Source organism: Flavobacterium sp. KACC 22758 (assembly GCF_028736135.1).
In the GTDB taxonomy this organism is placed as follows: Bacteria; Bacteroidota; Bacteroidia; order Flavobacteriales; family Flavobacteriaceae; genus Flavobacterium; species Flavobacterium johnsoniae.
On record NZ_CP117878.1, the window covers coordinates 3,095,947 to 3,122,000 of the forward strand.

General features: G+C 34.2%; 25 protein-coding genes. 11 read left to right on the forward strand and 14 right to left on the reverse strand.

The annotated features are described in order from the left end of the window. Positions 1-79 precede the first annotated feature (79 nt). Positions 80-448, reverse strand: coding sequence for a winged helix-turn-helix transcriptional regulator (locus PQ462_RS13260; protein ID WP_274250313.1), 369 nt, complete (start codon positions 446-448; stop codon positions 80-82). A gap of 80 nt (positions 449-528) precedes the next feature. On the opposite strand from PQ462_RS13260, the gene PQ462_RS13265 reads away from it, so the two are divergent. Continuing rightward, positions 529-1,404 (forward strand): NmrA family NAD(P)-binding protein, encoded by an 876-nt coding sequence (locus tag PQ462_RS13265; protein WP_274250314.1) that lies wholly within the window; start codon positions 529-531, stop codon positions 1,402-1,404. An 80-nt stretch (positions 1,405-1,484) separates the two neighbouring features. On the opposite strand, the gene PQ462_RS13270 is transcribed toward PQ462_RS13265, so the two are convergent. From PQ462_RS13270 to PQ462_RS13290, 5 genes are all read right to left on the reverse strand, one after another. Next, complete coding sequence (locus tag PQ462_RS13270) at positions 1,485-2,903, reverse strand: TolC family protein (RefSeq protein WP_012025935.1); 1,419 nt, start codon at positions 2,901-2,903, stop codon at positions 1,485-1,487. Next, the gene (locus PQ462_RS13275) at positions 2,884-4,239 is read right to left on the reverse strand and encodes an HlyD family secretion protein (protein ID WP_012025936.1); all 1,356 of its coding nucleotides are present in this window, start codon (positions 4,237-4,239) and stop codon (positions 2,884-2,886) included. The genes PQ462_RS13270 and PQ462_RS13275 overlap by 20 nt, the downstream gene beginning before the upstream one ends. Positions 4,240-4,241: 2 nt before the next feature. Continuing rightward, complete coding sequence (locus PQ462_RS13280) at positions 4,242-5,897, reverse strand: peptidase domain-containing ABC transporter (protein WP_274250315.1); 1,656 nt, start codon at positions 5,895-5,897, stop codon at positions 4,242-4,244. A 102-nt stretch (positions 5,898-5,999) separates the two neighbouring features. Then, positions 6,000-6,335, reverse strand: coding sequence for a hypothetical protein (locus PQ462_RS13285; RefSeq protein ID WP_274250316.1), 336 nt, complete (start codon positions 6,333-6,335; stop codon positions 6,000-6,002). Positions 6,336-6,613: 278 nt separating this feature from the next. Continuing rightward, the gene (locus PQ462_RS13290) at positions 6,614-7,015 is read right to left on the reverse strand and encodes a DoxX family protein (protein WP_274250317.1); all 402 of its coding nucleotides are present in this window, start codon (positions 7,013-7,015) and stop codon (positions 6,614-6,616) included. Positions 7,016-7,215: 200 nt separating this feature from the next. On the opposite strand from PQ462_RS13290, the gene PQ462_RS13295 reads away from it, so the two are divergent. Genes PQ462_RS13295 through PQ462_RS13305 form a run of 3 tightly spaced genes read left to right on the forward strand, consistent with a single transcriptional unit; the run spans position 7,216 to position 9,278 of the window. Next, positions 7,216-7,809, forward strand: coding sequence for a TetR/AcrR family transcriptional regulator (locus PQ462_RS13295; RefSeq protein WP_262410420.1), 594 nt, complete (start codon positions 7,216-7,218; stop codon positions 7,807-7,809). A gap of 11 nt (positions 7,810-7,820) precedes the next feature. Continuing rightward, positions 7,821-8,033 (forward strand): hypothetical protein, encoded by a 213-nt coding sequence (locus PQ462_RS13300; protein ID WP_044047958.1) that lies wholly within the window; start codon positions 7,821-7,823, stop codon positions 8,031-8,033. 3 nt (positions 8,034-8,036) lie between these two features. Beyond that, entirely contained in the window at positions 8,037-9,278 is a 1,242-nt protein-coding gene (locus tag PQ462_RS13305) for an MFS transporter (RefSeq protein WP_274250318.1), read from the forward strand. A gap of 67 nt (positions 9,279-9,345) precedes the next feature. Here the strand turns inward: PQ462_RS13305 and PQ462_RS13310 are convergent, their stop codons facing one another. The 4 genes from PQ462_RS13310 to PQ462_RS13325 all read right to left on the reverse strand — a co-directional run bounded on the left by PQ462_RS13310 (position 9,346) and on the right by PQ462_RS13325 (position 15,381). Further along, the gene (locus PQ462_RS13310) at positions 9,346-10,863 is read right to left on the reverse strand and encodes a glycosyl hydrolase family 32 (protein WP_274250319.1); all 1,518 of its coding nucleotides are present in this window, start codon (positions 10,861-10,863) and stop codon (positions 9,346-9,348) included. Positions 10,864-11,292: 429 nt separating this feature from the next. After that, the gene (locus tag PQ462_RS13315; RefSeq protein WP_274250320.1) at positions 11,293-13,473 is read right to left on the reverse strand and encodes an HAD-IIB family hydrolase; all 2,181 of its coding nucleotides are present in this window, start codon (positions 13,471-13,473) and stop codon (positions 11,293-11,295) included. A 199-nt stretch (positions 13,474-13,672) separates the two neighbouring features. Continuing rightward, complete coding sequence (locus PQ462_RS13320) at positions 13,673-14,362, reverse strand: LytR/AlgR family response regulator transcription factor (protein WP_012025944.1); 690 nt, start codon at positions 14,360-14,362, stop codon at positions 13,673-13,675. Next, on the reverse strand, positions 14,359-15,381 hold the full coding sequence (locus tag PQ462_RS13325; RefSeq protein WP_149206992.1) for a sensor histidine kinase: 1,023 nt from the start codon (positions 15,379-15,381) through the stop codon (positions 14,359-14,361). The genes PQ462_RS13320 and PQ462_RS13325 overlap by 4 nt, the downstream gene beginning before the upstream one ends. A gap of 141 nt (positions 15,382-15,522) precedes the next feature. On the opposite strand from PQ462_RS13325, the gene PQ462_RS13330 reads away from it, so the two are divergent. The 3 genes from PQ462_RS13330 (at position 15,523) to nagA (ending at position 19,365) form a co-directional block, all read left to right on the forward strand. Next, complete coding sequence (locus PQ462_RS13330; RefSeq protein ID WP_274250321.1) at positions 15,523-17,043, forward strand: TonB-dependent receptor plug domain-containing protein; 1,521 nt, start codon at positions 15,523-15,525, stop codon at positions 17,041-17,043. Continuing rightward, positions 16,998-17,891 (forward strand): outer membrane beta-barrel family protein, encoded by an 894-nt coding sequence (locus tag PQ462_RS13335; RefSeq protein WP_274253723.1) that lies wholly within the window; start codon positions 16,998-17,000, stop codon positions 17,889-17,891. Before PQ462_RS13330 ends, PQ462_RS13335 begins: the two co-directional genes overlap by 46 nt. Before the next feature lie 349 nt (positions 17,892-18,240). Continuing rightward, on the forward strand, positions 18,241-19,365 hold the full coding sequence (nagA, locus tag PQ462_RS13340; RefSeq protein WP_274250322.1) for an N-acetylglucosamine-6-phosphate deacetylase: 1,125 nt from the start codon (positions 18,241-18,243) through the stop codon (positions 19,363-19,365). A gap of 216 nt (positions 19,366-19,581) precedes the next feature. Here nagA and PQ462_RS13345 read toward each other — a convergent pair whose 3' ends face one another. From PQ462_RS13345 to PQ462_RS13355, 3 genes are all read right to left on the reverse strand, one after another. Further along, positions 19,582-19,911 carry a hypothetical protein gene (locus PQ462_RS13345; protein ID WP_012025951.1) on the reverse strand — a complete coding sequence of 110 codons (330 nt, stop codon included), beginning with the start codon at positions 19,909-19,911 and terminating at the stop codon, positions 19,582-19,584. Positions 19,912-20,041: 130 nt separating this feature from the next. Further along, complete coding sequence (locus tag PQ462_RS13350) at positions 20,042-20,785, reverse strand: LytR/AlgR family response regulator transcription factor (RefSeq protein ID WP_274250323.1); 744 nt, start codon at positions 20,783-20,785, stop codon at positions 20,042-20,044. Next, positions 20,782-22,809, reverse strand: coding sequence for a sensor histidine kinase (locus PQ462_RS13355; protein ID WP_274250324.1), 2,028 nt, complete (start codon positions 22,807-22,809; stop codon positions 20,782-20,784). The genes PQ462_RS13350 and PQ462_RS13355 overlap by 4 nt, the downstream gene beginning before the upstream one ends. 247 nt (positions 22,810-23,056) lie before the next feature. Between PQ462_RS13355 and PQ462_RS13360 the strand changes: the two genes are divergently transcribed. Genes PQ462_RS13360 through PQ462_RS13375 form a run of 4 tightly spaced genes read left to right on the forward strand, consistent with a single transcriptional unit; the run spans position 23,057 to position 25,043 of the window. After that, positions 23,057-23,512, forward strand: coding sequence for a hypothetical protein (locus tag PQ462_RS13360; RefSeq protein WP_274250325.1), 456 nt, complete (start codon positions 23,057-23,059; stop codon positions 23,510-23,512). 6 nt (positions 23,513-23,518) lie between these two features. Beyond that, positions 23,519-23,977, forward strand: coding sequence for a hypothetical protein (locus PQ462_RS13365; RefSeq protein WP_274250326.1), 459 nt, complete (start codon positions 23,519-23,521; stop codon positions 23,975-23,977). After that, complete coding sequence (locus tag PQ462_RS13370; RefSeq protein ID WP_274250327.1) at positions 23,964-24,482, forward strand: hypothetical protein; 519 nt, start codon at positions 23,964-23,966, stop codon at positions 24,480-24,482. The genes PQ462_RS13365 and PQ462_RS13370 overlap by 14 nt, the downstream gene beginning before the upstream one ends. A gap of 12 nt (positions 24,483-24,494) precedes the next feature. Then, the gene (locus PQ462_RS13375; RefSeq protein ID WP_274250328.1) at positions 24,495-25,043 is read left to right on the forward strand and encodes a hypothetical protein; all 549 of its coding nucleotides are present in this window, start codon (positions 24,495-24,497) and stop codon (positions 25,041-25,043) included. Positions 25,044-25,225: 182 nt separating this feature from the next. On the opposite strand, the gene metQ is transcribed toward PQ462_RS13375, so the two are convergent. Next, positions 25,226-26,038 (reverse strand): methionine ABC transporter substrate-binding lipoprotein MetQ, encoded by an 813-nt coding sequence (gene metQ, locus PQ462_RS13380; protein WP_274250329.1) that lies wholly within the window; start codon positions 26,036-26,038, stop codon positions 25,226-25,228. Positions 26,039-26,054: the final 16 nt, after the last annotated feature.

Here is a 26,054-nt window from a genome sequence, read left to right on the forward strand (position 1 = left end):
TCTTTTTCAAGGTTTTAAGCTTTGACAAAGATTGTAAAAACTTAGAACCTTAGCATCTTAGCACCTCAGTACCTCTTTCTCATTTCACCGAATAAACCCCATCTTTGACCTTAAAAGCCCACGAAGCCATCGCATCTATAACCGGAAGCAAACCTTCACCGGCAGTGCTGAGTCTGTAAGTTACAAAAGGCGGTACAACAGGTTTTGCTTCTCTTATTACCAAACCATCTGCTTCTAATTGTTTTAAATGCTGAATAAGCATTTTTTCGGTTACGGCTGGAATTGCCCTTTTTAATTCGCTGTAACGTTTATCGCCAGTTGATAAATGATACAGAATTATAGGTTTCCAATGCCCTCCTATTTTTTCCATTACAAATGTTATGGGGCATTTTTCTAAGGCATACTTCTTATTTTCCTGAATTGTCGATGTTTCTTTAATTGCTGCCATGATACATACTTTAGGGTAAGTACTTGTATAAAAGTAAGTACAAAGATACCTTTGTAACTGTAATAAAAAAAATTATATATATGAAAATTATAGTATCAGGTTCTTTAGGGAACATAGGAAAACCTTTAACAGAAAAACTTATAGGTGCAGGACACGACGTAACAGTAATCAGCAGTGATTCTAACAAAAAAGCTGCAATCGAAAATTTAGGTGCCAAAGCTGCGATTGGTTCAGTAAGCGACAGTACTTTTTTAACCGAAACATTAAAAGGTGCCGACGCTCTTTTTGCTATGACACCGCCAAATTTGGGAGGCCAGAATGTAATTGCAAATACTACCGAAGCAGGAAACGCTTTCGCGAAAGCTATAGCAGCAGCCAACATCAAACGTGTTGTGATGTTAAGCAGTATTGGAGCTGATTTACCAACCGGAAATGGTCCAATTGCCGGACTTTACAATATCGAAAAATTATACAACGAACTAAACACGTCAATTACATTTTTAAGAGCGGGCTATTTTTATACCAATTTTTATAATGATGTTCCCATGATTAAAGGAGCTGGAATTATGGGCGGAAATTTCCCTTCGGATGCAAAAATACCTTTAGTTCACCCAGCAGATATTGCTCAGGCCGCAGCCGAAGAATTAGAAAAAAATCCATCTGGAAAAAACATCCGTTATATTATCAGTGATGTTCGTACACCGGGAGATTTAGCTAAAGTTTTAGGAACTGCGATTGACAAATCTGATTTACCGTGGATTGAATTTACAGACGAACAATCACTTCAAGGAATGACACAAGCCGGAATTCCTGAAGAAATAGCTAAACTGTATGCTGAAATGGGAACAGGTTTGCGCAATGGAAAAATTGCCGAAGATTTCTTAAAAAGCAATTTATCTGTTGATGGAAAAACAAAACTGGAAGATTTTGCAAAAGAATTTGCTTCAAAATTCTAAAATATAAGTTCTGATATCAATCAAAAAAAGCAGCAAATAATATTTGCTGCTTTTTTTTAAATAACTAAGCTGAAAAAAAATTAATCAGGATTTGCCAGAATCTTATACAATTCGGCATTTGAAATATAAAACTGATTCTCTATTCCTATTTGAGATAACTTGGCACTCACCAGATTATTTTCCCTTGAATTAATCAGGAATATGGAACTTTCTCCAAAAGAGAATAATTTTTCTTCAGAATTAAGCATAGTCGTATAATCTTTTACCAGATTATCAATCACCCTTTTTTGTCTTTTTAAAGAGGCAATTTCAGTCTGCTGTGCTTTAATTTTATTTTTCAGTTCAAGCCGCTGCTGTTCAATATCAAACTTTAAATCCTGAATTTTAAGTTTGGCTATTTTAAGGCTTCCTCTCTCCTTTCTCAGGAAAATTGGAATACTAAAATCTACATTAAACTTATAATCATCGGCATTAAAAGAATCAAAATAAGCAGGTTCTGAAATGTAATTGTAGCCTACATTTAATTTTGGAAGCAATGAATTTGCTTTTAATTTTCTGCCAATTTCAAGCATGTCCATTTTAGTTTCCAGAGCCTGGATTTTAGGGTGAGATTCTAAACTTTCAACATCAACCATCATAGCATCTGTTTTAAGTGTTCCTTCAAGCGTAAGAATTAAGTTTTCTTCAGGTTTTACCATTTCTCCCAATTCAACCGGAACGTTTTCAATCCATAAATAATTAGACAGATACAATTGTGCTTTTGCCAGTTTTAAGTTTCCGTTTTCAACGTTTAATTCGCGGTTTCTAACTGTAATTCCGGCTTCCACACTATCAATTGCAGGCGCATCGCCAAGTTCTATCAGTTTTTTTACGCCCTGAAAACGAGTGCTTGCAAAACCTAAATACCTTTTGTAAAGTTCTGCTTCATTGTAGCTTTTTCTCCACTCAAAATACGCTTCACTTGCTTTGTACAAAACTTCAATTGCTTTGAGTTTTCTTTGTGCATCGCTTAATTTCAACTGCAGTTTTCCTTCCCTGACATCAGCCATACGCTGATTGATAAACATTCCCTGTCCCAGTGCAACGCTGATTCCCAGAGAAGTCAATCCGGCTTCCGGCGTACGATTCTGCGGATTGTAATATTGTCCGTCTGTATCATCAAAACCCGCTTTAATTTCAATTCCGTACCAGGTCGGGATTTTGAAACTGCTGTTTAGTAATGAATAATATTCGGTTCCTTTAAATTCTTTTTTACTGTAATCTACTTCAATTTTCGGATCAAATCCACCACGCGCTGCCATAAGCGCCGCCTGAGCATTGCTTATTTCAAGATTGGCCTGTTTTACCAGCGGATGGTATTTTTTTACATATCCTAAAAACTCGCTGTAACTAAGTTCCTCTTTATTAAAATCCTGACCATAAGAAGTCGAAAAACCAAATAAAAATAATAGAGAAAACAGTCGTACAACGTATTTCAATTTATTTTTTGTCTTTTCCATTTTTTGCGTCTTTTTCGTCTGCTTTATAATAATTTGGAGGGAAACCATTTAGGTTACGCCATATTTCATACCAAACAGAAACTGTTTCAAGCAGAGCAATACTTTGTGCTCCTGCTCCAATACTTAGTTCTTTTGGCCATTTATTATCTACACCATCTGGTGAAATCAGGACTCTGTATTTTCCGTTAGCACTGATAAAATTTTCAATTGCCACAATTTTACCACCATACGTTCCGTATGATAATCCGGGCCATCCAGAGAAAACAATTCTCGGCCATCCGTCAAACCAAACTCTCACTTTTGCACCGCGGTGAACCAGCGGAAGATCGATAGGATCAACATAAGTTTCAACGGCAATATCATAACTAGACGGCATAATACTCACAATTGGAGTTCCTTCTTTGATAGTTTCACCAAGACCAGCCAGTAAAGCACGGTTTACATAACCGCTTTGAGGCGCTGTAATGTAGTACAAACCATTTCTTAATCTGTAATTTGTATACTGGTTTTCCAGTTTATTTACCTGAGCTTCTGTATCATATTGTGTACTCAAAGCGGTAAATTTATCACTTCTTGATTTCGAAATCTTTTCAGAATATTCAGCCGTGATACGATTAATTTCAACTCTGGCATTAATCAATTCGTTTTTACTGCTTAATAGTTTATTTTGCTGTGTAATGATATAAGCTTCAGATTCCTGAAGTTTTAATCTTTTCTGCTCCACATCTGTAAGCGGTTTTAAACCTTCTTTATTAAGCGCTGTAGAACGGTCGAACTGCGTTTTAGCAATTCTTAACTGCGTTTTTACCGCTTCAAGATCCATGCTGTCACTTTTAATTTTCAGCTGGGCTTGTTTGATTTTATTTTGAGCCTGCTGCAGTTTCAGTTCTCTTTCTGTATTAAGCGACTGAGCCTGTACATCAAGAGAGTTTACTTTGTCTCCATAAGATTCTACAGCCATTTTTTTGGCATCGACCTGCTGCTTGGTATTGTTAACCAAATTAGGATCTAAGTAATCTTCTTTTACCTCAGAAATAAAAACGATTGTATCACCTTTCTTTACATAATCACCTTCCTGAACATACCATTTTTCGATACGACCGGCAATTGCATTATGCACTGTCTGCGGTCTTTGGTCTGGTTTTAAAGTAGTAACCGAACCGCTTCCCGAAATATTCTGAGTCCACGGCAGGAACAGACAGGCAACCGAAAATATCAGAAATCCAATGATTACCCTGTTTAAAATTTGATAATGCGGTCTCTTGGCAACACTTGTAATCGACTTGTATTTACCCGGAGTTATAAGTATATTATTATCTTTAGATATATTGAGCATGATTATAGCTTTATGTCGTTAATAATTTTTCCATCGTCAATCGTTATCATACGGCCGCATTTATTCTTCCACATGTCATTTTTAGAAGTAACAATTACCGTCCAGTCATTTTCTTCAGAAAGTAAAAAATCAACAATTTTACCAGAAGTCAATTCATCCATTTTATCAACAGGATCTTCAAGGAATAATATATTAGGTTTGTTCACAATGCTTCTTGCCAAAAGAATTTTTTGAACATCAGAAGCCGAAAGTTCACGTCCGCCCGGATGAATCTGATGTTCCAGTCCGTTCGGGAAAGTTTTAATATCCGGCGTTAAACCAACGTTGTCTAAAGCCCATTTTAAATCGTCATTATTAAGTGTTTCGTTTCCAAAAAGGATATTTTCTCTAATCGTTCCCGCAAACAGCGTATCGCCTTGTAAAAAAGTTCCTGCCTGCGCTCTGTAAGTATCTTCATCCAGACGGTTCATGTAATTGTCTGTAACATACATTGCGCCGCTTTCCGGTTCAAGTAAGCCTGCCAGTAATCGCAATAAAGTACTTTTTCCTGCACCGTTTGTACCTCTTAAAATAATCTTTTCTCCCTGAGAGATTTTCAGGTTAATATTTTTAAGTGATTTTTTACTGTGCTCCGGATAATTGTAAGCTACACTTTCGGTTTCGATATTAATACCAGTATCGCTTACATCTGATGTGTTTGGAATACATGCAGTTTCCATATCTGTAACCTGTCCAATTTTTTCTACAGAGGTTAGTACATCATAAAAAGATTCCAGACCAAAAATTATTTTTTCTACAGAATTGATTAAAAGTACAATTACAATTTCAGCTGCCACAAACTGCCCAATGTTCATTTGATGGTGAATTACCAGAAAACCACCAATTGACAATAAGGCAGCTGTAACAATTACTTTAAAAATAGTAAGCTGAATGTATTGTTTTTTCATTACCTGAAAGTGCTTTTCACGGTAATTAATATATTGACTAACATAACCGTCATTTCTTTCTAATGCATATTCAAAACCTCCCTTTCTGCGGAAGCTTTCGCGGTTGCGTGCAATTTCCTGAAGCCATGCTGCTACTTTATATTTAAACTTCGATTCGTTAAGACTCGTTTCAAGTCCGTCCCTGTACGAAAATTTAAAAATGATATACAAAATCGCAATAAACAAAAGGCCTATTACCATGAAGAAAGAATGGTACAAAACCAGTAAAATAATCCCCAGACCAACCTGCAGAAATGCTGTACAAAAGTCCAATAATAGTTTTGCTGTTCCTTTTTGAACCATTAAAGTATCAAAGAAACGGTTTGCTTTTTCGGGTGCATATTCAGAATACATTTCCTTAAATTTAATTAAAGGCATTCTGTACGCAAATTCAAAAGACGAACGAACGAAAATTCGCTGCTGCAGATTCTCAACTATTCTAAGCTGTAAAATGGTTAAGATACCGCCAAAACCTACACCAATAGTAACCAGAATTACTAAAACAATCCAGGAAACGCTCAGCTGTCCGCTTTGAATAAAATTAATAATCGCCTGTATTCCTAAAGGAAGTGAGAGGTTAACCAAACCGGCAAAAGCAGCATAAAATATAATTTGATATACGTCGCGCTTATCCAGTCTGAGTAAGTTGTAAAAACGTTGTAATGGTGTCATGAATTTATATATAAATACAAGATTAATAGATAGATATTAATATACGGTAAAAACCATATTAAGGATTACAAAAAAATATCTAATCCTTACAAAATTAAGTATTTATATGATAACTCGTGGAGGCGGTATATCAATTTTGCCATGAAACCCAAACGAAAAAACAGAATTGTCTATGTAGTTTTTTTCTTTTGCCTGCAGTTGAAAACCATAACCAGTGAGTGTGGTATGAGCCGGAACAAGATATTCTAATAACAGAATTCCTTTGGCAAGTTTTGTAGTTTTGGTATCTTTTGTTTCGTAATCATCCAGTTCTTCGGGAATACCATCGCATTTAAAAATTTTCTTTAAAAAATTACAAGTCATTCCTTTAACAGAATGTGTTTCGGTATTATTATTTATAATTCTTCCGAAGGTGCCTGATACGTTGATACTGCTCATTAAAAAATAGCCGATCAGCAACGCCTGAAGGCATTTACATAAAATACTATTTTTAATTTGACTCAACATTTTTCCAATCCTTAAAGGGGCGCAAGTTAGAACGAAATCTTGGGTGCTACATTAAAATAACATTAGAATTTGGGTATTTTGGGTACTGATGCTGTTATTTTTTTCTTAAAAGAATGTACAAAAAAAGAGACTCAAAAGCCTCTTTTTTATATCTGTAGAATTTTATTACAAATAACTGATTAACTGTAATATACTTCTGTTTTTATTATTTAATCCCATTTGTTGTTTTTTGAAGCTGCCAGATTTCCTCCGCCTGTAAAAAATAAAGCAAGCGCACCAAAAAAGTATAATCCAACGAGCTCTATTGCCCAGCCTCCGGTATCACTTAATTTAGCTATATCTGCAGAATGAACTAACAGAACAGCGGCTAAACAGTTAACTGCCAAAAGTAAAGCTCCGATTCTGGTTCTAAAACCAATTATTATTAAAATAGGTGCTAGAATTTCGCCTATTAAAGCTCCATAAGCAATGAAACCCGGAATTCCTTTTCCTTCAAGCATGCCGCTTATAAATTCTAAACCGCCGCCAAGTTTTCCAATACCGTGAAGAAGCATCAAAAGTCCTACCGCAATACGAAGTATCAGCAGACCAAAATCGTTGTTTTTTCTCATTTTTTTAGTAATTAAAAGTTAGTAAAACAAAATCAGTATCTCATACAAAATCAGGTTAATATGATAGCTGTTAATAGTAAAAATAATAAAAAAAGCCTAACAGTTTGTTTTAATATAATTATTTCTAAAAAAAATATTTTTCATAAATAAGCAAACATTCATTTATTATTATAACTTTGCATCAACAAAATCCTTTTATATTGAGAACGAGAGATACTAATAAAGAAGAAATAGTCAAACAGAAAACCATTGAAATGATTGTAAAGCATGGCATCGAGGGCTTTGCAATGAATCGATTAGCAAAAGAATGTGGTATATCTGTCGCGACTCTTTATATTTATTATACTGATAAAGAAGATTTGATCAAAAAAGTGGGAACCGAACTGGGCACTTATTTTTTTAAAAGTTCTTTAAAAGGTTTTTCTCCTGACATGCCTTTTGCAGAAGGTCTTGCCAAACAATGGGAAAACCGTTCGTCGTTTATGATGGAAAACACAGATAAAATTGCCTGCTGGGAAATTCTTCAAAACTCTAATTATGGCGAAGATATAATTAAAGAAAGCCTGGCTGATTTTAAGGTAATCATGATGCAGTTTCTGCAGGGAGCAATTGAAAGAAAAGAGATTGTTCCTGTTTCTAAAGAAGTTTTCTGGAGTATCGCTTACGGGCCTTTATACAATTTACTTCGTTTTCATGAAAAAGGAAGAGGACTTGGTGGTAACACGCCTTTCACGTTAACAAAAGAAGTCCAAAAAGAAACATTAAGCTTAATAATTAAAGCATTAACACCTTAATTTTTTATGTTATGAATGTACTGATATTCGCAACTAATATAAAAACAGAGTCAAGTAAAAATAAAATCGCGACGTTTCTAAACGCCAATAAATCAATATTACAATGGACAATCGATCAGGAGGATATTGACTGTGTACTTAGAATTATAAGCGAAAAACTAAACGCAGGCCAAATAATCGATTTATTGAATTTTCACGATTTTGACTGCAAAGAATTACAATAATATATGAACGAAAATCAAACTCAGAAACCCAGTTTTAACGGCTATCAAAAACTGGTTATATTTTTATTAGCCATTACACAATTTACTGTTGTATTAGATTTCATGGTAATGTCCCCTCTTGGAGATATTATGATGAAGACTTTAAAAATCACGGCCTCACAATTTGGTGTAGCCGTTTCTGCTTATGCTTTCAGCGCCGGAGTCTCTGGTTTGCTTACTGCAGGTTTTGCAGATAAATTTGACCGAAAAAAACTGCTGCTTTTCTTTTACATCGGTTTTACTGTAGGAACTTTATTTTGTGCTTTGGCACCTAACTTTTTCCTTTTGGTTGCTGCAAGAATCTTTACCGGATTATTTGGCGGTGTAATTGGTTCTATTTCTCTTGCTATTGTTGCTGATTTATTCAGCTTACAGCAGAGAGGAAAAGTTATGGGATTTATTCAAATGGGATTTGGTGTAAGCCAGGTTCTTGGAATCCCGATTGGTTTATACATTGCAAATGCATGGGGATGGCACGTACCTTTTTTATGGATTGCAGCAATGGCGGCTATAATCACAATCATTCTTTATGCTAAATTACAGCCTATTACAGAGCACTTGAAATTGAAACAAGAAAAAACAGCAATTATGCATTTAGTGCATACCATTTCAAAAAAGAATTATCAAATTGGTTTTCTGTCTACTGCCCTGCTTTCTATTGGCGGTTTTATGATGATGCCTTTTGGAAGCGCTTTTGCCATTAATAACCTTAAAGTTACGAATGAAGAATTGCCTTTGTTATTCATGATTACAGGAATCGCTACTCTATTTACCATGCCTTTTATTGGTAAACTGAGTGACAAGGTAAATAAATTTAAAATCTTTGCTTTTGCAACCGTATCTGCTGTGATTTTAATTAATATTTACTCTCATTTTGGTCCTACGCCTTTCTGGATTGTTTTGGTCATAAATGTATTTATGATGGCGACAATCATGAGCAGAATGGTTCCGTCGACAACCTTAACTTCTGCTGTTCCGGATCCGCAGGATCGTGGTGCGTTTATGAGTATCAACTCCTCTTTACAGCAAATGGCCGGAGGTTTTGGTGCTGTAATTGCCGGATTAATTATCTATCAAAAAGACAGTTATGCACCGCTGGAACATTATGATATTTTAGCAATGGTAGCTTCTGCCATTATGTTACTTACGATTTACTTAGTATTTAAAGTGAGTAAGATTGTGGAAAGCAAACCAAATAAATTCTAATTTCTATAGAACAAAATCTATAAAAAGAAAAACTCCCAATTGTATTGGGAGTTTTTTGTTTTACAACCTAATTCTGAATCTGTGTGATTCTCATATAATCTTTTAAATATTTATCAGGGTCAGTTGCTGCATATTCATTTTCGGGTTCTGGAATCGTGTGAATTTGTGAATCTGTCACGGCCACTACGGCAGAACAAACATAGATTCCTATTTTTCCTTCGCTGTATTTAAAATCCAGTAAAGTCAGCTTTACAATTTCGTTAATCGAAAGTTCGTAATAGTTTCCGTAACGGATTATCTTGAAATAAATTTGTTTTGTTTCGTGAATTTCAAATTGATTGGTCTGAATGTTTTCAAAAATGAAATTGTTCTTCACATCTTTTTCATTAAACCCCCAGGCTCTAAACTGCACAAAACCGTTCATAAAATCTATAGAAATATAATATCCTGTTCCTTCTTTATCACATTCAATTACAAATCCGGTTTTTCCCATTCCTTCTACAGCAAGTGTTCCTTCCCAGACAAAATCTACCGATGGTTTTTCGAAGCAGTAAATTTCATAACCGCTTCGGCATCCAAATCTCCATTTATTTTCATTCTCAATTTCAAATTCGGCAGTTGGGTTTCCTAAAATGGGCATTGGCTGCGGAAGATTTTTTTGCAAAATCGTCTTCTGGTATAAGTTGTTCCAATGATGATAGGTTTTTAAAAGAAGCCTTCCGCTTTTATCTATATCCAATTCTTTTGGAGGCGGAATTACACGATGCGTATTTACATTTCCATCGGCAAAATAAAAATTATAAATTAAAAAGTGGTCACCGTCTTTTACAACCCGCGCAGCATAATTTCCTTGTGGCAGCAATACATTATTATGAAAAGCACAATACTCTGATTTAAAATCAGGAGCCATCCAATATCGCACTTTAATATCTTCTCTAATGGAACCCAAAAGATAATGCGACCCTTTAATTTCGACAACGCAGGGACATTCAACATCATCATATACATACGGAATATGAAGTGGTTTTTGAAGTACAAAACCTTCCTTTTCCAGCTTCGCAACTCCAATACAGCCGCGTCTGTAAGTTGGTCCAGAAGCGCTTCGGGCACAAATCAATAAATAATCTTCTCCTTGATAATGGTATTTAAAAGGATCTCGAAAACTAATCCATTCACGAGGATTATTTGACGGGCTTTCGTAATGCGGCGCTTCACTTTTAAAAGGAAGTCCGTGTAAGTTTTCTTTTTTCCAGATAATTAAATCTTTAGAAAACGCCCTTCCTATTTTCTGTTCAATACCTTTATCCTGACGTTTAAGTCCGGTATAATACATTTCATATCCTTTTCCACCTGATATTTTACTCACATGCATTGTCCACAACATATCATCATCCCATTCACCGGGTTCTCCAACCCAAAGAGCATTTTTTACTCTTTTCCATGAAAGTCCGTCTTTTGATACTGCGTGGGCAATATAATCGTGATTGGGAATAATCAGGTGAAATAAATGATGTACACCATTTTCGTCTATAAATATATCAACGTCTCCTATTTCCCAGTTGCTAAATCCTGATCCTGAATACATTTTTATTACTTATTTAATTGGTTGTTTATAATTTTATTTGCTGTGAAAGCTCCGGAGGAGCATAATATTTATAGCACAATTTATTTTCATTTACATAAAGCTCTAGCGGAGCGGCATATTTTAAACCATATATTTCGCTCCTCCGGAGCTTAAAATCACGGTGTGCATAATTGTTATAAATAGCTATAAATATTATGCTCCGCTGGAGCATTTTTCACATACATGATTATTTAATTATTTTATAATGTTTAACCCTTCCAAATACCTTCGGAAGTTGTCTATTACTTATTTTTTTATTTGCTATGAAAGCTCCAGAGGAGCATAATATTTATAGCACAATTTATTTTCATGTACATAAAGCTCCAGCGGAGCGGCATATTTTTAATCAATATATATTTCGCTCCTCTGGAGCATTTTTCACATACATGATTATTTAATTATTTTATAATGTTTTAATCCTTCTAAAATACCTTCAGAAGCAAAGGTTTGGGCAACATAAATACTTTTGCTTGTTTCATATTCTGCCAGTTCTGCGCTTCGGTTTCCTACTATAATACCTTTTACGGGACCTCTAAACATATCAATATCGTTTCCTGAATCTCCGGCAGCAATTACATTACTTAGCGGAATAGCCCATTTACGGCATAAAAACTTTATGGCATTTCCTTTTGAAGCTCTTTTGGGAATAAAATCCAGAAACTGACCGTGACTCGGAATTATATTTACTTTGTACCAGCCTGTTCCCAGAACCCGAATGAGTTCTTCATGGTCATAATGTTCTTTTTCGTAGTAATAGGAAATCTTATACGGATTCTGAGCATTTTCTTCCTGAAGTTTAATCCATTTAACCTCTTTTAGACGATTGACAATATCGTCTCTTTTCCAACGTCCGGCCAGGAATTTTGCCCATCCTTTGTCCAAAATGTAGTCTTTACCGTTTGTATAATAAATCTCTGTACCAACAGAACAAATTATAAAATCAGGAAGTGGAAACTGTTCTTCGTCTATAACTTTTTTTACGAGCGTTAGATTTCTGCCGGAAGCCATGGCAAAAGCCATTTTTTCTGTACGGTTTACAAGATGTGTTTTTAATTCCTTTAATCCCGGATTGTTCAGTTTGGGTTCGATCAGTGTTCCGTCAATATCCGAAACCAATAAATGATCGATTTTCCTTTTTAAACGATCTACATTGATATTAGGATAATGCAGTTTTTTTATTCCTGCACCAGACGACAAGGATAAATTTTCGTTGACCAATTCTACATATTGGTTTACGTGGCTCAGCCAGCTGTAATGCTTTTGAATGTTTATAGCGCCATTATTCGAATAATATTTCCATTGATTTTCATCGGTCAGAATATTTCGAAGGGCTTTTTTAATTTGATTTTCGTCCTGCGGATCGACCAATTCTCCGTTCTGGCATACCGGAATAATTTCTGAAGGCCCGCCATTCTTCGTAACTACAACCGGAAGCCCTGAACTTGCCGATTCTATAACGGTTAAACCAAAATTTTCATGCAAGGCCAGATTTACAAATACGCCTCTTTTTTCGGCGGCATAACGATAGATAATTGAAACTTCATTTTCGACATCATGTTTTTTTGGAATCGCCATTTTTCCGTACAAATCGTATTTATCCATCAATAATAATAAATCGGTTAGAACGTCTTTTTCAGATTCCGGCATTTTGGCTATGTCTTTACGGATTCCGGCAAAAATGACCAGATTGGCAATACTCTGCAATTCTTTGTCTTTACCATAAACATCAATAAGCGTATGAAGATTTTTATGACGGTCTGGTCTCGAAAGCGCCAGAATAAAAGGTTTATGCGGATTGGTCAGGAATTTAGAAATGGTTTCTGAAACCCAGTATTTTCTTTGGGTTTCTTCCATTTGCTTGTCAATATCAGTTTCCTGAAAATAATAAGGAGCAAATTTTCTGGTATCGATTCCGGGAGAAATAGCGTGGTATTTTCCCAGTTCAAAGTTTTTATAGACTTTGTAGGTTTCTATTTCCTGTTCTGTCGAAGTAACAATAAATTCAGATAATTCTAATGTTTTTTCTTCGGCAGCGATTCTTTCTTTAAACTTAAACTTTTTTTCAAGTTCTTCTTCACTTTGACCGCTTTCGAGCAGTTTTTTCTTTTTATAAAAACCAAGCGAATGTCCTGTATGTGCAAAAGGGATATTTAAAACTGCAGATAATTCTGCAGCCGCATATCCGGCATCGCCATAATGCGAATGAATCCAGTCGGGAAAAATATTATGTGCTTTAATATGCTGTACAACGCCATTTACAAAAGTGTCAAGTCCTTCCCATAATTGTTCTTTTGGTTTGTATTTTTTTCCCAAAAACGGAATTCGGCGTATATCTAATTTGTCATTAACTTTTTCAACAGGAACTGCATATTCCGGCGAAAGTGCAGGATCATCAATTAATCTTGTAAATAAATGAACATGTTCTACATCTTTATGCTGTGATAAAAATTCGGCCAGTTCATACACATATTTCGTTTGTCCGCCATTATCAGCATCCTTTCCTATTTCAAGACCAGACCCTTTTAAAAGTCCGTGTATATTAATTAATGATATTCGTAATTTTTTCATCATTCGTGCATTGTTGTTTGAAAGTTCAATTTACTATGCCTGAAGCGATAAAATAGAAATAATTACATTTAAAATTTACATAGTTCCCACATGAAAAGCCTCTGAAAACATTTGATTTATTAAAACATAACTGTAATTTATTAAGAAGAAAATCAGGTTTATAAACAAAAAACTCCCAATTATTTTGAGAGCTTTTTACTTTTTAACTTAACCAGTCACTTATTAGTTTTCTATAAGTTTCGCCTATTGGCAGAAATTCCCCGTTTGTCATCTTAATCTGGTTGCCTTCGATGACCTTGATTTTGTTTTTGGGAATAATAAACGAACGATGAATGCGCACAAATTGATTTAACGGCAGTTTCTCTAAAATGTCTTTCATATTTTCCAAAACCATAATTTTTTCGTCTTTAGTATGAATTCGGATATAATCTTTTAAACCTTCGATATACAAAATATGATCTGTCGCTATTTTGTGGTGTTTTCTATCGGCTTTTACAAATAAATAATCTTCTGAATCCAGATTTTGAAAGGTTTCCTGCCAGCGTATAAATTTCTCAACGCTTTGATAAAACCGATTAAAAACAATGGGTTTCAGCAGATAATCAATAACATGGAACTGAAAAACATCTAAAGCATATTCCGGATACGCCGAAGTAATAATGAAATTGTGTTTTTGATTGAACATCTGCATTAATTCTAAACCTGTTAACTGCGGCATTTGGATATCAATAAAAACCAAATCGACAGATTCGTTGTTTAGTATTTCAATGGCTTTAAAAACATCAGAATCGGCATATAAAACATTCAGTCTTGGCACTTTTGAGGCATAATCTGCCAGTAATTTTACTGCAAAAGGTTCGTCGTCTAATATGATACAATTTATTTTTTTCATTTTAAATCTATTTCAAGTTCGGCTGTAAACTGATTGTTTTGGTTCGTAAATGTTATCTGATGTTTTTGCGGATAATATATTTCTAATCGCTTTTTGAGGTTTTCTAATCCAATGCCTCCCAGTTTGTCTTTTTTTTGTGTTCCAATATCATTTAGAACTTTAAAAATGAGTTTTTTATCTTTTACTTTTAAATCAATTGCAATAGGATTTTCAGTAGAAGTTTTGCCGTGTTTTAAAGCATTTTCGATTAAAGGTGATAAAATATAAGGCGGAATTTCTTCGAACTCATTTTCGGTTTCAGTTTTCAAATCTACAAAAGCAGTTTCCTGATGTCTTAGTTGTTCGAGCTCGATATAAGCTTTTATATAATCGATTTCATCTGATAATTTAATCTTTTCTTTCTGCGATTCGTAAGTCGTAAAACGCATAATCTGACTCAGTTTTTCGATCGCCGTTAACGATTTGTCCGACTGAAAATAAACCATCGAATAAATATTATTGAGCGTATTAAAAATAAAATGCGGATTTATCTGGGCTTTCAAAAATTTAATCTCCGTGCTTTTGTTTTCTTCCAAAATAATCTGGTTGTACTCTAAAAGACGAATAAAATAAATAACAAACCAAAGCAGGGAACTCAAAATAATCGGCATACTGCTGTACTGCAGATTATCGAACATATAATTTAAAAATGCAGTATTGGTATAATTTATTCTTTGAAATAAAATATGAGTTATAACCTGCTCAATCAGCCATCTTAAAGCTGTAAAAAACAAATAAGAAACGAGAACGCCTGCAAAAAATCTTTTCCATTGAAAGGACTTAAAAACAAATTTCATTACTGCGAAATAATGAAAATAGAAAGTCAGGATAAAAACAATCAGATAGGTTATAAAAAACAAATCCGGTACATAAAGTCTTGCTCGTATTGGGTTTTTAATGAATGTAAAATAGGCCATCAAAAACCAGTAGACAATATGAATTAGTATTTCTGCTTTTTTTGACAATGTTCCCTTATGCATGTTTTTGTAATTTTTTTCAAAGATATACATTCAAAAAAAAGCCCAAAACAGGGTTTGTAGATTATTCGCGGGGGTTTGTCGATAAAAGTAGTTTTGAGCCTTTTTTCGATACAGTTTTGCAGGGTAATTAATTTAAAACCCATGAAAAAAATTATTCTTTTAGTGTTTGTTCTTCTGTTTAAAATCAATTCTTTCGGTCAGCAATTTGAACTGAAAGGAAAAGTAGTAAATCAAAATAAAACCGCTGTCGAATTTGTAATTACGAGTTTATTAAAAGACAATAAAATACTTGTATCTGTTTCTACCGACAGCTTAGGGAATTTTGAAATGAAAGCTGCAAAAGGAACTTACAAACTGTTACTGGAACAATTTGGAACAGAATACCTCAACAAAGAAATTATAATTGACCAAAACATGGATTTTGGATTGATTGAAATTAAAGAAACGGTGCAGCTTGAAAGTGTGACGATACAATCAAGAAAAAAACTGGTTGAACAAAAAGTTGACCGACTTGTTTTTAATGTCGAAAACTCGGTAACGGCTGCCGGCGGAACTGCATTAGACGCACTAAAAGCAACTCCAACGGTTCGTGTGCAAAATGAAGTTATTTCGATTGTAGGCAAGGGAGAAATCCTGGTTATGATTGACGATCGTTTACAAAAAATGCCTCAGGAAGATTTGGCCGCATTTCTTAAATCTATTCCGTCAGATAATATTAAAAGTATTGAAGTGATAACAACCCCACCGGCAAAATATGATGCTGAAGGCAGCAGCGGATTAATTAATATTAAGCTGAAAACGGCAAAAGCAAATTCATGGAATGCTAATATTGGAAGTTCGTACATACAAAAAACATACGCAGGCGGCAACCTCAACGGATTATTTACTTATAATCAGGATAAACTTTCTCTACAGACTTCTATAAGCAAAGGAACAGGAAAGCTTTTAAGAACTTCTGAAAGTAAAATTTATTATCCAAATGAAGTATGGAAACAGGAAACTGCCAATAAAACTAAAAACGATTTATTGAGTTTAAGTTTAGGAATTGATTATAAACTAAGTACTAAATGGTCTGCAGGAATGAGTTATCTGGGCAGTTTTAATAATAGAGTTTCTGTTAATAATCCGTTTACGACTATATATACTGATGATGCTGTAAGCTCTTATATCGCATCTGATGTAAAAGCTGAAAACACTCCAAAAATGAATTCTGTAAATCTTCATAATACTTTTGTTTTGGATAGTTTAGGAAAAAATATTTCGGTTGATCTTGATTATTTCAATTATCAAAAAGACGATTACCGCTTTTTTTCAGGCAGCGAATTAGGTGCTGATAAGAATGTTATTTCTAACAGTTTTTTTTCTTCTACAAACAGCAATCTTAATAAAATAAACAATTATTCAGCCACTGTCGATTTTACATTTCCTGCTGTCTGGGCCAATCTTAGTTTTGGTGCAAAGGCATTTCATACGAACACAAGTAACAATCTTGCGGTGTATGATAATGAAACGGGAAATCCGGTTTTAAATACCAATCAGTCGAATGTTTTTAATTATAAAGAATACAATCAGGCTTTGTATTTTTCAGGAAGTAAAAAAATAAATCCTAGATTGGTCTGCGATTTGAAGCTACACAGACAAAAGGTTTCTCAGAAAATTTAAACCAAACGAATACCAATAATTATATTAAACTATTTCCAACGGCTTACGTGACGTATGTTCCGAATGAAAACAATACTTTTTCGCTGAATTACAGCCGAAGAATCCGCAGACCTGGTTTTGATTATCTAAATCCGTTTGTTATTAAAACAAGCCCGTATTATTACTCTGAAGGAAATCCGTATTTGAAACCTTCTATTATTGATAATTTCGAATTTTCGTTTATTAGAAACCAAAAATGGGTAAATTCTGTTTATTTTTCTCAGGTTTCAGATTTCGGACAGGAATTATCGATTATTGATTACGTTACAAACGTGACCAGAAGTACGCCTTTAAATTATGCTGATACGTATCAAATTGGATTTTCGACTTCCTATAATTTCAACAAATGGTCTTGGTGGAACAGTTTTACAGGATTTAATCTGAACCATCAAAATGTAAAATCTAAAACTGATTTTATCAATTCGATAGAAGGTTATAACGGCTATATTTATACCAATAATGATTTTACAATAAATCATACCAAAACTCTGTTTTTGGGTCTTAATTATGGGCTGCAGCTTCCGGGACGTTATCAGATTTTTAATATTTCGACTTTACATATTTTAGATGTTTCGGTTAAAGTTCTCACTTTAAATAAAAAACTGGCGTTTACCATTGTTGGCGAAGATCTTTTAAATGCACAAAAACCATTAATTAGTTACCAATCAAACGGCATTAAAACCAATGCAAAAAGCTACAGCGATACGAGAGGTTTTAGAATTTCGTTAAGCTATAAATTTGGAAATCAAAAAATCCAGTCTAAACAAAGCAATTTTGGAAATGAGGAAGAAAGAAACAGGGCAAATTAATTTTTGCCCTTATTTTTTATCAAAATTGATTTTCTGCTCAAAATACAGCGTTCCAAACAAAAAAATGGTTGCATTTTATAACTTGAAACATCTAAATAAATTTCTTACATCTTTCTTTATGTAAATTTGAGATTCCCTCTCTACCCCATCCTAACGTCATTTTACCTGAATTTACAAACATAAATTTATTAATATAACGTGGAAATAATCCGTCTCCCATTAAAACATTTCAATTATACAGGTTCTGCTTTTTTTATTTTATTTTTAAATAAGATGACTTACGAATGATATTGATACATTTGTAATTCTGGAAATCCACTTTCAAATAAAAATAAGAAATACAACTACAATGAAACAGGCAATTGTTAATGCCATAATACATACTGGTGACGAAATAATTGATAATGGAGTTATTATCATCGAAAACGGAACTATTCTTTCGGTACAAAAAGAAATTCCAAATGATATAAAAACCATCGATCTGCAGGGAAAACATATTGGTGCCGGATTTATAGATATTCAGATAAACGGAGGAGAAAAATATTATTTCAGCCAGACTCCAAACGAAGAAACCATTCAGGATATTTACGATTCAAGTCTGAAATACGGAACAACACATGTTTTGCCTTGTTTAATTTCATCATCTAAAGAAACCATTTTACAAGGAATTGAAGCCACCCGCAATTACATTAAAAAAAACAATAATGGTGTAATTGGAATGCATTTAGAAGGACCATTCTTAAATCCTTTAAAACGCGGTGCGCACAGCATAGATCAGGTTCGTAAACCAACAAATGCTGAACTGGAAGAAATCATCAAACACGGAAAAGACGTTATAAAAGTAATCACCATTGCTCCGGAATGTTTTACTGATGAACAATTAAATATGCTGCTGGAAAGCGGTATAACAATTTCTGCAGGACATTCTACAATGGGTTATAAAGAAGCACAGCATTATTTCTCAAAAGGAATTAATCTCGTTACCCATTTATTCAACGCCATGACACAGTTTGGTCATCGTGAACCAGGTTTGGTTGGTGCTGTTTTTGAAAATGAAAAAGTGTATGCTCCCATAATTTTAGACGGAGCACACTGCGATTATGCGGCCGCAAAAGTGGCTTACAAACTCAAACAGGAAAAATTCTTTTTAATAAGCGACGCTACTTTCCTGGGACGCAAAGTAGAAAACTTTAAATGGGATAATTTTGATGCCCATTTAGAAAACGGTTTTTACAGAAACGAAGACGGAAACTTAGCCGGTGCCACAATCTCGATGCTTGAAGCTGTACAAAATGCTTACAATCATTTAAATGTTTCGGCAGATGAAGCCCTAAAAATGGCAACATCAAGAGTCGCAGCTGCCATAGGTTTAGAAAATAAAATTGGAAAGATAAAAACAGGATTTCCTGCCAGTTTTGTAAAATTCAACGATAATTTATCAGAAATAGAAACCTTAAATTTTCCTGCTGTATAACAGCATTTAAATCATAAAAAAAGAGACAGTTTTTAACTGTCTCTTTTCAAATCAGAATTATTGTCAGCATTGCGTGCCGTTCTAAACGTCTCAGTAACCTCAATAACAAACTACAAGTTAAACTAATAGAAACTGATCTGTTTTAGTATTCCCTAACAGAGAATAATACTATCCAAAAAAATAAAAAAACACTGCTAAAAGTGTAAAATTGAAGGTTTAGTTAATGAAACCAAATTTACCTTCAAACAACTGCCCAATAACAGGAATAGGTTTCTTTTGCTCATTAGCCGCATTAATGATTCCGAAAATCCATAAAATGAAAATTACATAACCAATGTAGCTTAAAAAATAAAGCGAAGGCACAATTGAGACTACAACAGAAAGTAAAATATTCACCACTAATGAGAATAGAAAAATTCCGAAACCTTGTTTAAGGTGATACGTTACAAGATCACTTTTTGGTGATGCATCTTTGCTTTGTACAAAGGCTACGATCCAGCCAATAATGGTTACATAGCTCAGGATTGATAAAGTTTTATTGTTCATGGTTCTATTATTTGTTACAGGTCAAAAATAGATACAATAAAACAGCTCCCAAACCCGCACTTTGTCATTGGTCACTTTTAATTGGTATTTGCATAAATTGAATACATAAACCGTCAGGAACTATCAGAAATTAAATTTCATCTTTCATTAATTTAAAAAACTGTTCTTTCTTTCCTCTCGAAATCGGCACAACCGATTTATCGTTCATATGTACCATTCCTTCACGCGAATAACTCAAAATAGAATTGACATTAATTAAATGCGATTGATGCACCCTGAAAAACATCGGCGGAAGCAGAATATCCTCATAATTCTTTAAAGGCTTAGAAACCATTATTTTTCTGCCGTCTGTTAAAAAAAACGTTGTATACGAACCCGAAGTTTCACATCTTAAAATCTGATCCAATTTTACAACATACATTGCTTCCTGCGTAGGCAGAACAAGCCGGTCCGGTGTTTTAGATAAATTGGTCTGCAATTCTGTAATCTGCTGTTTTTCTAAAACCCTTTCTTCCAGAATCGCAATGCGGTCTATCGCAGTTTTTAATTCCTGCGGATCAATTGGTTTTAAGAGATAATCTACAGCACTGTATTTAAACGCATTAATAGCATGCTGTTCAAAAGCCGTTGTAAATATCAGGTGAAATGAATTAAATGAAATTTGCTGCAGTACATCAAAACCAGTTCCGTCTTTCAGCATAATATCCATAAAAACCAAATCAGGTTTTAGTCTGTCAACCATTTTTACAGCTTCTGTAACACTTTCAGCATAACCTACAATTTGAATTGTATCGCCGGAAACCATTTCGAGCATAATCGACAAAGCTTCTCTTAATCGATGTTCGTCTTCAATAATTATCGTTTTATAAATCATGATAAAATCGGGATATTTAGAATTACTATACAACCGCGGCCGTCAGTTTCAGGATCACGCTCCTTAACCGTAAATCCGGCACTTGGGTTTTCTTTCTGCATTTTAGACAGCCTTTCGTCAGTAATAGTTGTCGAAAGCGACTGATGCGTATCGTTTATTTTTAATTTTCGCGAAGCCGCTAATCCAATTCCGTTGTCCTTAATTGTACAAATTAAACTGTGCTGTTCTTCATCTTCTTTAAAATAAATTTCGATCAAACCTTTTACACTATTTTCCTGAGGTTTTAAACCATGTTCGACCGCATTTTCTATAAACGGCTGAATCAGCAGAGGCGGTATTAAAAGATCAGTTTCAACATTTTCGTCACATTCAATAACATAATCAAAACCATTATTTAAACGAAGCTGCTGCAATTCGATATAATTTTTTAAAGTATTGATTTCCTCTTCCAGCGAAATGGTTTCTTTTCGCGACTGCTCTAAAACCTGTCTTGTGAGCTTGGCAAATTTATTTAAATACGAAACTGCAGGAATGGTATCTTTTTGTAAAATCATGCTTTGGATATTTCCCAAAGCGTTAAAAATAAAATGCGGATCCATCTGCGAACGCAGCAACCTTCTTTCGAGTGACAACCGCGCAGCCAGATTTTCGATGGTTTCCTTTTCCATCAGCTGCATTTTAAGTTCGTTATGCACCTGTTCCTGTTTTAGAAAATCTTCTCTGTTTTGATAATAACGCTGGCGGTAATAATACGAACGAAACATAAAAACAAGACCAATTAACAATACTCCCGCAATACCGTAACCCAATAATTTATTCTTCTGCTCCAGTTCTTTTTCCAGTTCCAGCTGTTTGATTCTTTCTGCTTTTTTAGAAGATTCATAACGGGCATCAGCATTTTGAAGCAGCGCCTGTGTAGATTCCTTATATTTTAACTGTGTATATTTTGAATAAAGTGTATCGTAACCGTAATACGCCTGAAAATCTTTTCTCTTTACCGCAACATCTTTTAAACTTTTATAAAAAGCAGTAAAAAGATAATTATCTGTATACGGCAGGCTTTTTTGATAATTAATGCCTTCTGTAAAAAGAAGTTCAGCCCTAATATAATCGCCCTTTTGCATAAAATAATATCCTTTGAGTCCAATGGCACTTCGCAGAATAATTTTCACATTATACTTTTTGGCAATACTTTCTGCTTTTTGCAGATTCCACAAAAAAGCTTTTTCATCTATAGGCTTTGGTCCTTTTGTATAAAGATCAGCCAGATTTACATAAGCAATTCCAATATTGCTTTTACTCACAATTTTATCTGCATTTTTTTCCGCCAAAGCGACTGTTTCTTCAAAAAACTTAACCGCTGCATCCCATTCTAAAATCCCGCCGGTTTCTAAGTTATCTGCCAAAAAACCGCCAAAAGCAAGCCTTGCATACAATTGGCTTTCTGCATCGCCGGATTTTTCTGCATGTGCAAGGGCTTCTCTGGCATATTTTTCGACTTTTGTTGGCGATGCGGGAGAAAACAAATACGAGATATCTGAAGCAATTTTAGCACATTGATCGTGCGCATTGACTTTAGAAAATAATGTATAAGCTTCTAATAAATAATTCAACGCCTGAGGTTTGTCTTCAATATAAGATTTTAAAGATCCCATTGCGGCCGATGCATGGGCTTTTGCTCTTATTTTAGTTATATGCTGCGAAAGATAAAAAGCCGTATCTGCATAGTGCATAAACTCTTTTAAATGAAGCAATCGTCTTTGGGTAAGCGCCAGATAAGCATAACTAATCACTTCATCTTCCTTGTTCTTATTCTTGTGTGCAAGATGAAGTGCCTGTTTCTGAATTTTTATACAGGAAACAGTATCCGAAAAACGTTTGGCATATCCTTCTGCTGCTATTTTTTCGATAGGAGAAATATCTTGTGCCTGAATTTTGAAAGCAGTTAAAACCAAAAACAAAACATAAAAAAGCCGTTTTTGTTTTCTGAAATTTTGAAGATCAATTGTGATTTTTTGGAGCATAATTAGTGGTAATTGATGGCAAAGTACAAATTGTCATTATACAAACCAAACAATTTACCTGTGTTTTTAAAGGATAAAACTCTTACTTACAACCTCTTAATTAAGGCTGTAAAACCGCATTATTCCTGATATATTTCAGAATTAACCAAATAAAAATCTAAACACTCCATTTACCAATTCGCAATTGTTAATGGATTTGGTATGAAGTAATCTTGCTGTATAAAATAATTTTAAAATCAAATTTATTATGAATAAGAAAATCCTTTCATTACTGTTAATCTGCTTTTGTTTTCTAACACAAATTTCATTTGGGCAAAGCGATGATAAACGCACCAAAATTGAAATATCAATAAAAGACGGAAACAAAACGATTACAGTTCCTTTGCGTTCGGCTACGGTTTCATTTACCAAAGGAGCCAATTATAAAGATCCTGAAGATAAAACAGATAACAGAAGCTACTATTTCTCTCTGGATTTTGAAAAACAGGACATTAATTTACTGCGCGCTTTTGCAACCAGTAAAAACGGTCTTGACGGACATATTACAATGGTCGATACATACGGAAAAACACCAACTAGAAAATTTGAATTTAAGGGCGCTAAATTAGACAGTTTGAGCGATCAGCTTACCGGAGATTATTCAAGCTCTTATTTTTCATTGTACTGCAGCCTGATAATTATAGATGGTGTAACCATACAATAAATGACAATGAAGCATTTAAAATATTTTGAAAAAAACGGCAGTCAATATACCCTGAAACGAGAATATGGTTTTGGCATTATGGTGAGCGCTGGAATGGCGGCTTTTGCTGCTGCGGGTCTTTGGCTCAACGAAGCTATTATGTTTTGGATTTTTGGCATTCTTGCTGTTCTTTGTTTTATTTCAATTTGGATGAAACACGTGAGTATTGACATGGACAAAAAAGAAATAACAGCAAAAATTGGTCTTATAAATCCGCCGGTTCATATTCCGCTGCAAGATTTTCAAAACTTCGAATTAGTACGTATTAGGCAATATATGCTTACTACAAATACTTCTCTGAATGCTTATTATTTAAAAGACGGAAAGGAAAAATGTGTCATGATTGCACAAGCTTTTACCAGCAGAAAAATTCAAAATCTGGCCAATGAAATTGATGAAATACTGAACAGCAATGAACATTCGTGAAAAATATAATATAACAGAATCTGCCCATTCTTTTTCATTCCAGCCTGTTAAACCACTGCAAAAAATATCGCAGTGGTTTTTAGCTGGTATTATCGCTGCGGCAATTGTACTTTCTTTTTTTGAAGAGAAACTGGGCGAAGTATGGTTTTATTCTCTTTACGTTTTATTAGCTTATGGCGTACTGCATAGTTTGTATGATATTTATATCAGAGCCCAGATTCGCTATACTTTTGACAGCAGAAATAATGCGGTTTACAAAATGTCACCATTATTTCCTGATAAAAAAATCATGAAATTAGAAGAAGCTGTTATCTTTGTAAGTTCCGAAATGGGAAGCTGGCACTATAGTTTAGGCGCCAGAAAAAGCCATTTTATTAAAAATTATTTCATCAGCGAAAACTTCAGCTCAGGGAGAAAAAGCGATCAAAAACAAGCCGAATATGAAAAACATATTCTGGCAAAATTAAACCAGCTGACAGCATCTGTTCAATCTGTACAATCTTAATTATTTTTATATATGAAAATCCAGAAAATCTTCGCCTTAGTATTTGTATCAACCTTATTGTTTTCATGTAATTTTTTTACAGACAGTTCTCCAAACAGAGTTTTTGAACTAATTGGTTTAAATGCCAATAAAATTCCGCAAAGCTTTGAGCGTGTATTTAAAGAATACTATCAGCAGAAACAAAACGGAAGTTTACAAGCTCTTGCCGATGATAAAAAATCAATGCGTTCTTCTAATTGTGTTGATGCAGTTAATTTTTATTACGGAAACACGTTTAAAGAAGACATCAAAAAAATTAACGCCCTAAGCAAAACCGATGAAACAGAACCGATTATAAAAGCCGGAATTGAATTATTTGAATATGCTCAGGAAGTTCAAACAAACGATTTCCCAAAAATTGCCAAAATGATAGACGACGGAAAAAGTGAGGAAGAAATCAATCTTGCAGCAAAACAGCTTGATGATACAAAAGGCATCGAACTGGATAAAAAATACAAAAAAGTAATGGATTTACTTTTGCCTTATGCCGACAAGCACGGTGTAGAATATAAAAGATTCTAAAAAAAGTTATGAGTTATGAATTATGAGTTTTTAAAACGAGATAGCTCATATTTATTTAAAGCCAGCTTTTTATCAAATAAAAAAGGCAGATGAAACAATTCATCTGCCTTTTTAAATTTTTATAAAATCAGTGATAAGTAAGCCTTAACTCATAACTCATAATTAAGAACTCATAATTAAAACTACCACCCTTTTACAGCACCGCCTTTAAATTCATGCTCGGCAGCTTTTTCTACTTCAGGAGATTGGAAAGCCTGTAAAAACTGTTTTACTTTTTCTTCGTTTTTATTGTCTTCGCGGCTTACTACTAAGTTTACATAAGGCGATTCTTTATCTTCAATAAACAAAGCATCACGTGACGGAACCAATCCCGCCTGAGAAGCAAAAGTATTGTTGATAATCGCAATAGAAACATTAGCATCGTCTAAAGCGCGAGGTAATTGAGGTGCTTCTAATTCTAATATTTTTAAGTTTTTAGGATTACTTACTATATCAGTTACTTTAGGTAATAAACCTACGCCGTCTTTCAGTTTTAATAAACCATTTTTCTGTAAAAGTAATAACGAACGACCTCCGTTTGTTGGGTCATTTGGAATAATAATAGTGCTTTCATTTTTTAGTTCAGAAAGGCTTTTGATTTTTTTAGAATATCCGGCAATTGGATAAACAAATGTATTACCAATAATGGCAAGTTTATAACCGCGCTGTTTAGACTGCTCATCTAAATAAGGTTTATGCTGAAATGCATTAGCATCAATATCACCCTGACTTAAAGCTTCATTTGGAACTACATAATCGTTAAAAGAAACCAATTCTACTTCTAATCCAAATTTTTCTTTAGCAACTTTTTTAGCAGCTTCTGCTACTTTTAATTCTGGTCCGGCAGCAACTCCCACTTTTATAAAATGCGGATCATTGTTTTTGCTCTTCCCGCAGTTTGATAAAACAAGTGCCAAAGCCAAAACTCCAGCCGTTTTTAAAATATTACGTTTCATATCTTTTATTGTAAAT

What these genes read in the sequence shown, in the direction of transcription:
- PQ462_RS13315 (WP_274250320.1), bottom strand. Translation starts at nt 13,473, where the DNA reads ATGATGAAAAAATTACGAATATCATTAATTAATATACACGGACTTTTA.
- PQ462_RS13370 (WP_274250327.1), top strand. Translation starts at nt 23,964, where the DNA reads ATGAACATTCGTGAAAAATATAATATAACAGAATCTGCCCATTCTTTT.
- PQ462_RS13260 (WP_274250313.1), bottom strand. Translation starts at nt 448, where the DNA reads ATGGCAGCAATTAAAGAAACATCGACAATTCAGGAAAATAAGAAGTAT.
- metQ (WP_274250329.1), bottom strand. Translation starts at nt 26,038, where the DNA reads ATGAAACGTAATATTTTAAAAACGGCTGGAGTTTTGGCTTTGGCACTT.
- PQ462_RS13360 (WP_274250325.1), top strand. Translation starts at nt 23,057, where the DNA reads ATGAATAAGAAAATCCTTTCATTACTGTTAATCTGCTTTTGTTTTCTA.
- PQ462_RS13300 (WP_044047958.1), top strand. Translation starts at nt 7,821, where the DNA reads ATGAATGTACTGATATTCGCAACTAATATAAAAACAGAGTCAAGTAAA.
- PQ462_RS13290 (WP_274250317.1), bottom strand. Translation starts at nt 7,015, where the DNA reads ATGAGAAAAAACAACGATTTTGGTCTGCTGATACTTCGTATTGCGGTA.
- PQ462_RS13280 (WP_274250315.1), bottom strand. Translation starts at nt 5,897, where the DNA reads ATGACACCATTACAACGTTTTTACAACTTACTCAGACTGGATAAGCGC.
- PQ462_RS13365 (WP_274250326.1), top strand. Translation starts at nt 23,519, where the DNA reads ATGAAGCATTTAAAATATTTTGAAAAAAACGGCAGTCAATATACCCTG.
- PQ462_RS13375 (WP_274250328.1), top strand. Translation starts at nt 24,495, where the DNA reads ATGAAAATCCAGAAAATCTTCGCCTTAGTATTTGTATCAACCTTATTG.
- PQ462_RS13265 (WP_274250314.1), top strand. Translation starts at nt 529, where the DNA reads ATGAAAATTATAGTATCAGGTTCTTTAGGGAACATAGGAAAACCTTTA.
- PQ462_RS13320 (WP_012025944.1), bottom strand. Translation starts at nt 14,362, where the DNA reads ATGAAAAAAATAAATTGTATCATATTAGACGACGAACCTTTTGCAGTA.
- nagA (WP_274250322.1), top strand. Translation starts at nt 18,241, where the DNA reads ATGAAACAGGCAATTGTTAATGCCATAATACATACTGGTGACGAAATA.
- PQ462_RS13305 (WP_274250318.1), top strand. Translation starts at nt 8,037, where the DNA reads ATGAACGAAAATCAAACTCAGAAACCCAGTTTTAACGGCTATCAAAAA.
- PQ462_RS13270 (WP_012025935.1), bottom strand. Translation starts at nt 2,903, where the DNA reads ATGGAAAAGACAAAAAATAAATTGAAATACGTTGTACGACTGTTTTCT.
- PQ462_RS13330 (WP_274250321.1), top strand. Translation starts at nt 15,523, where the DNA reads ATGAAAAAAATTATTCTTTTAGTGTTTGTTCTTCTGTTTAAAATCAAT.
- PQ462_RS13355 (WP_274250324.1), bottom strand. Translation starts at nt 22,809, where the DNA reads ATGCTCCAAAAAATCACAATTGATCTTCAAAATTTCAGAAAACAAAAA.
- PQ462_RS13285 (WP_274250316.1), bottom strand. Translation starts at nt 6,335, where the DNA reads ATGAGCAGTATCAACGTATCAGGCACCTTCGGAAGAATTATAAATAAT.
- PQ462_RS13275 (WP_012025936.1), bottom strand. Translation starts at nt 4,239, where the DNA reads ATGCTCAATATATCTAAAGATAATAATATACTTATAACTCCGGGTAAA.
- PQ462_RS13350 (WP_274250323.1), bottom strand. Translation starts at nt 20,785, where the DNA reads ATGATTTATAAAACGATAATTATTGAAGACGAACATCGATTAAGAGAA.
- PQ462_RS13310 (WP_274250319.1), bottom strand. Translation starts at nt 10,863, where the DNA reads ATGTATTCAGGATCAGGATTTAGCAACTGGGAAATAGGAGACGTTGAT.
- PQ462_RS13345 (WP_012025951.1), bottom strand. Translation starts at nt 19,911, where the DNA reads ATGAACAATAAAACTTTATCAATCCTGAGCTATGTAACCATTATTGGC.
- PQ462_RS13325 (WP_149206992.1), bottom strand. Translation starts at nt 15,381, where the DNA reads ATGCATAAGGGAACATTGTCAAAAAAAGCAGAAATACTAATTCATATT.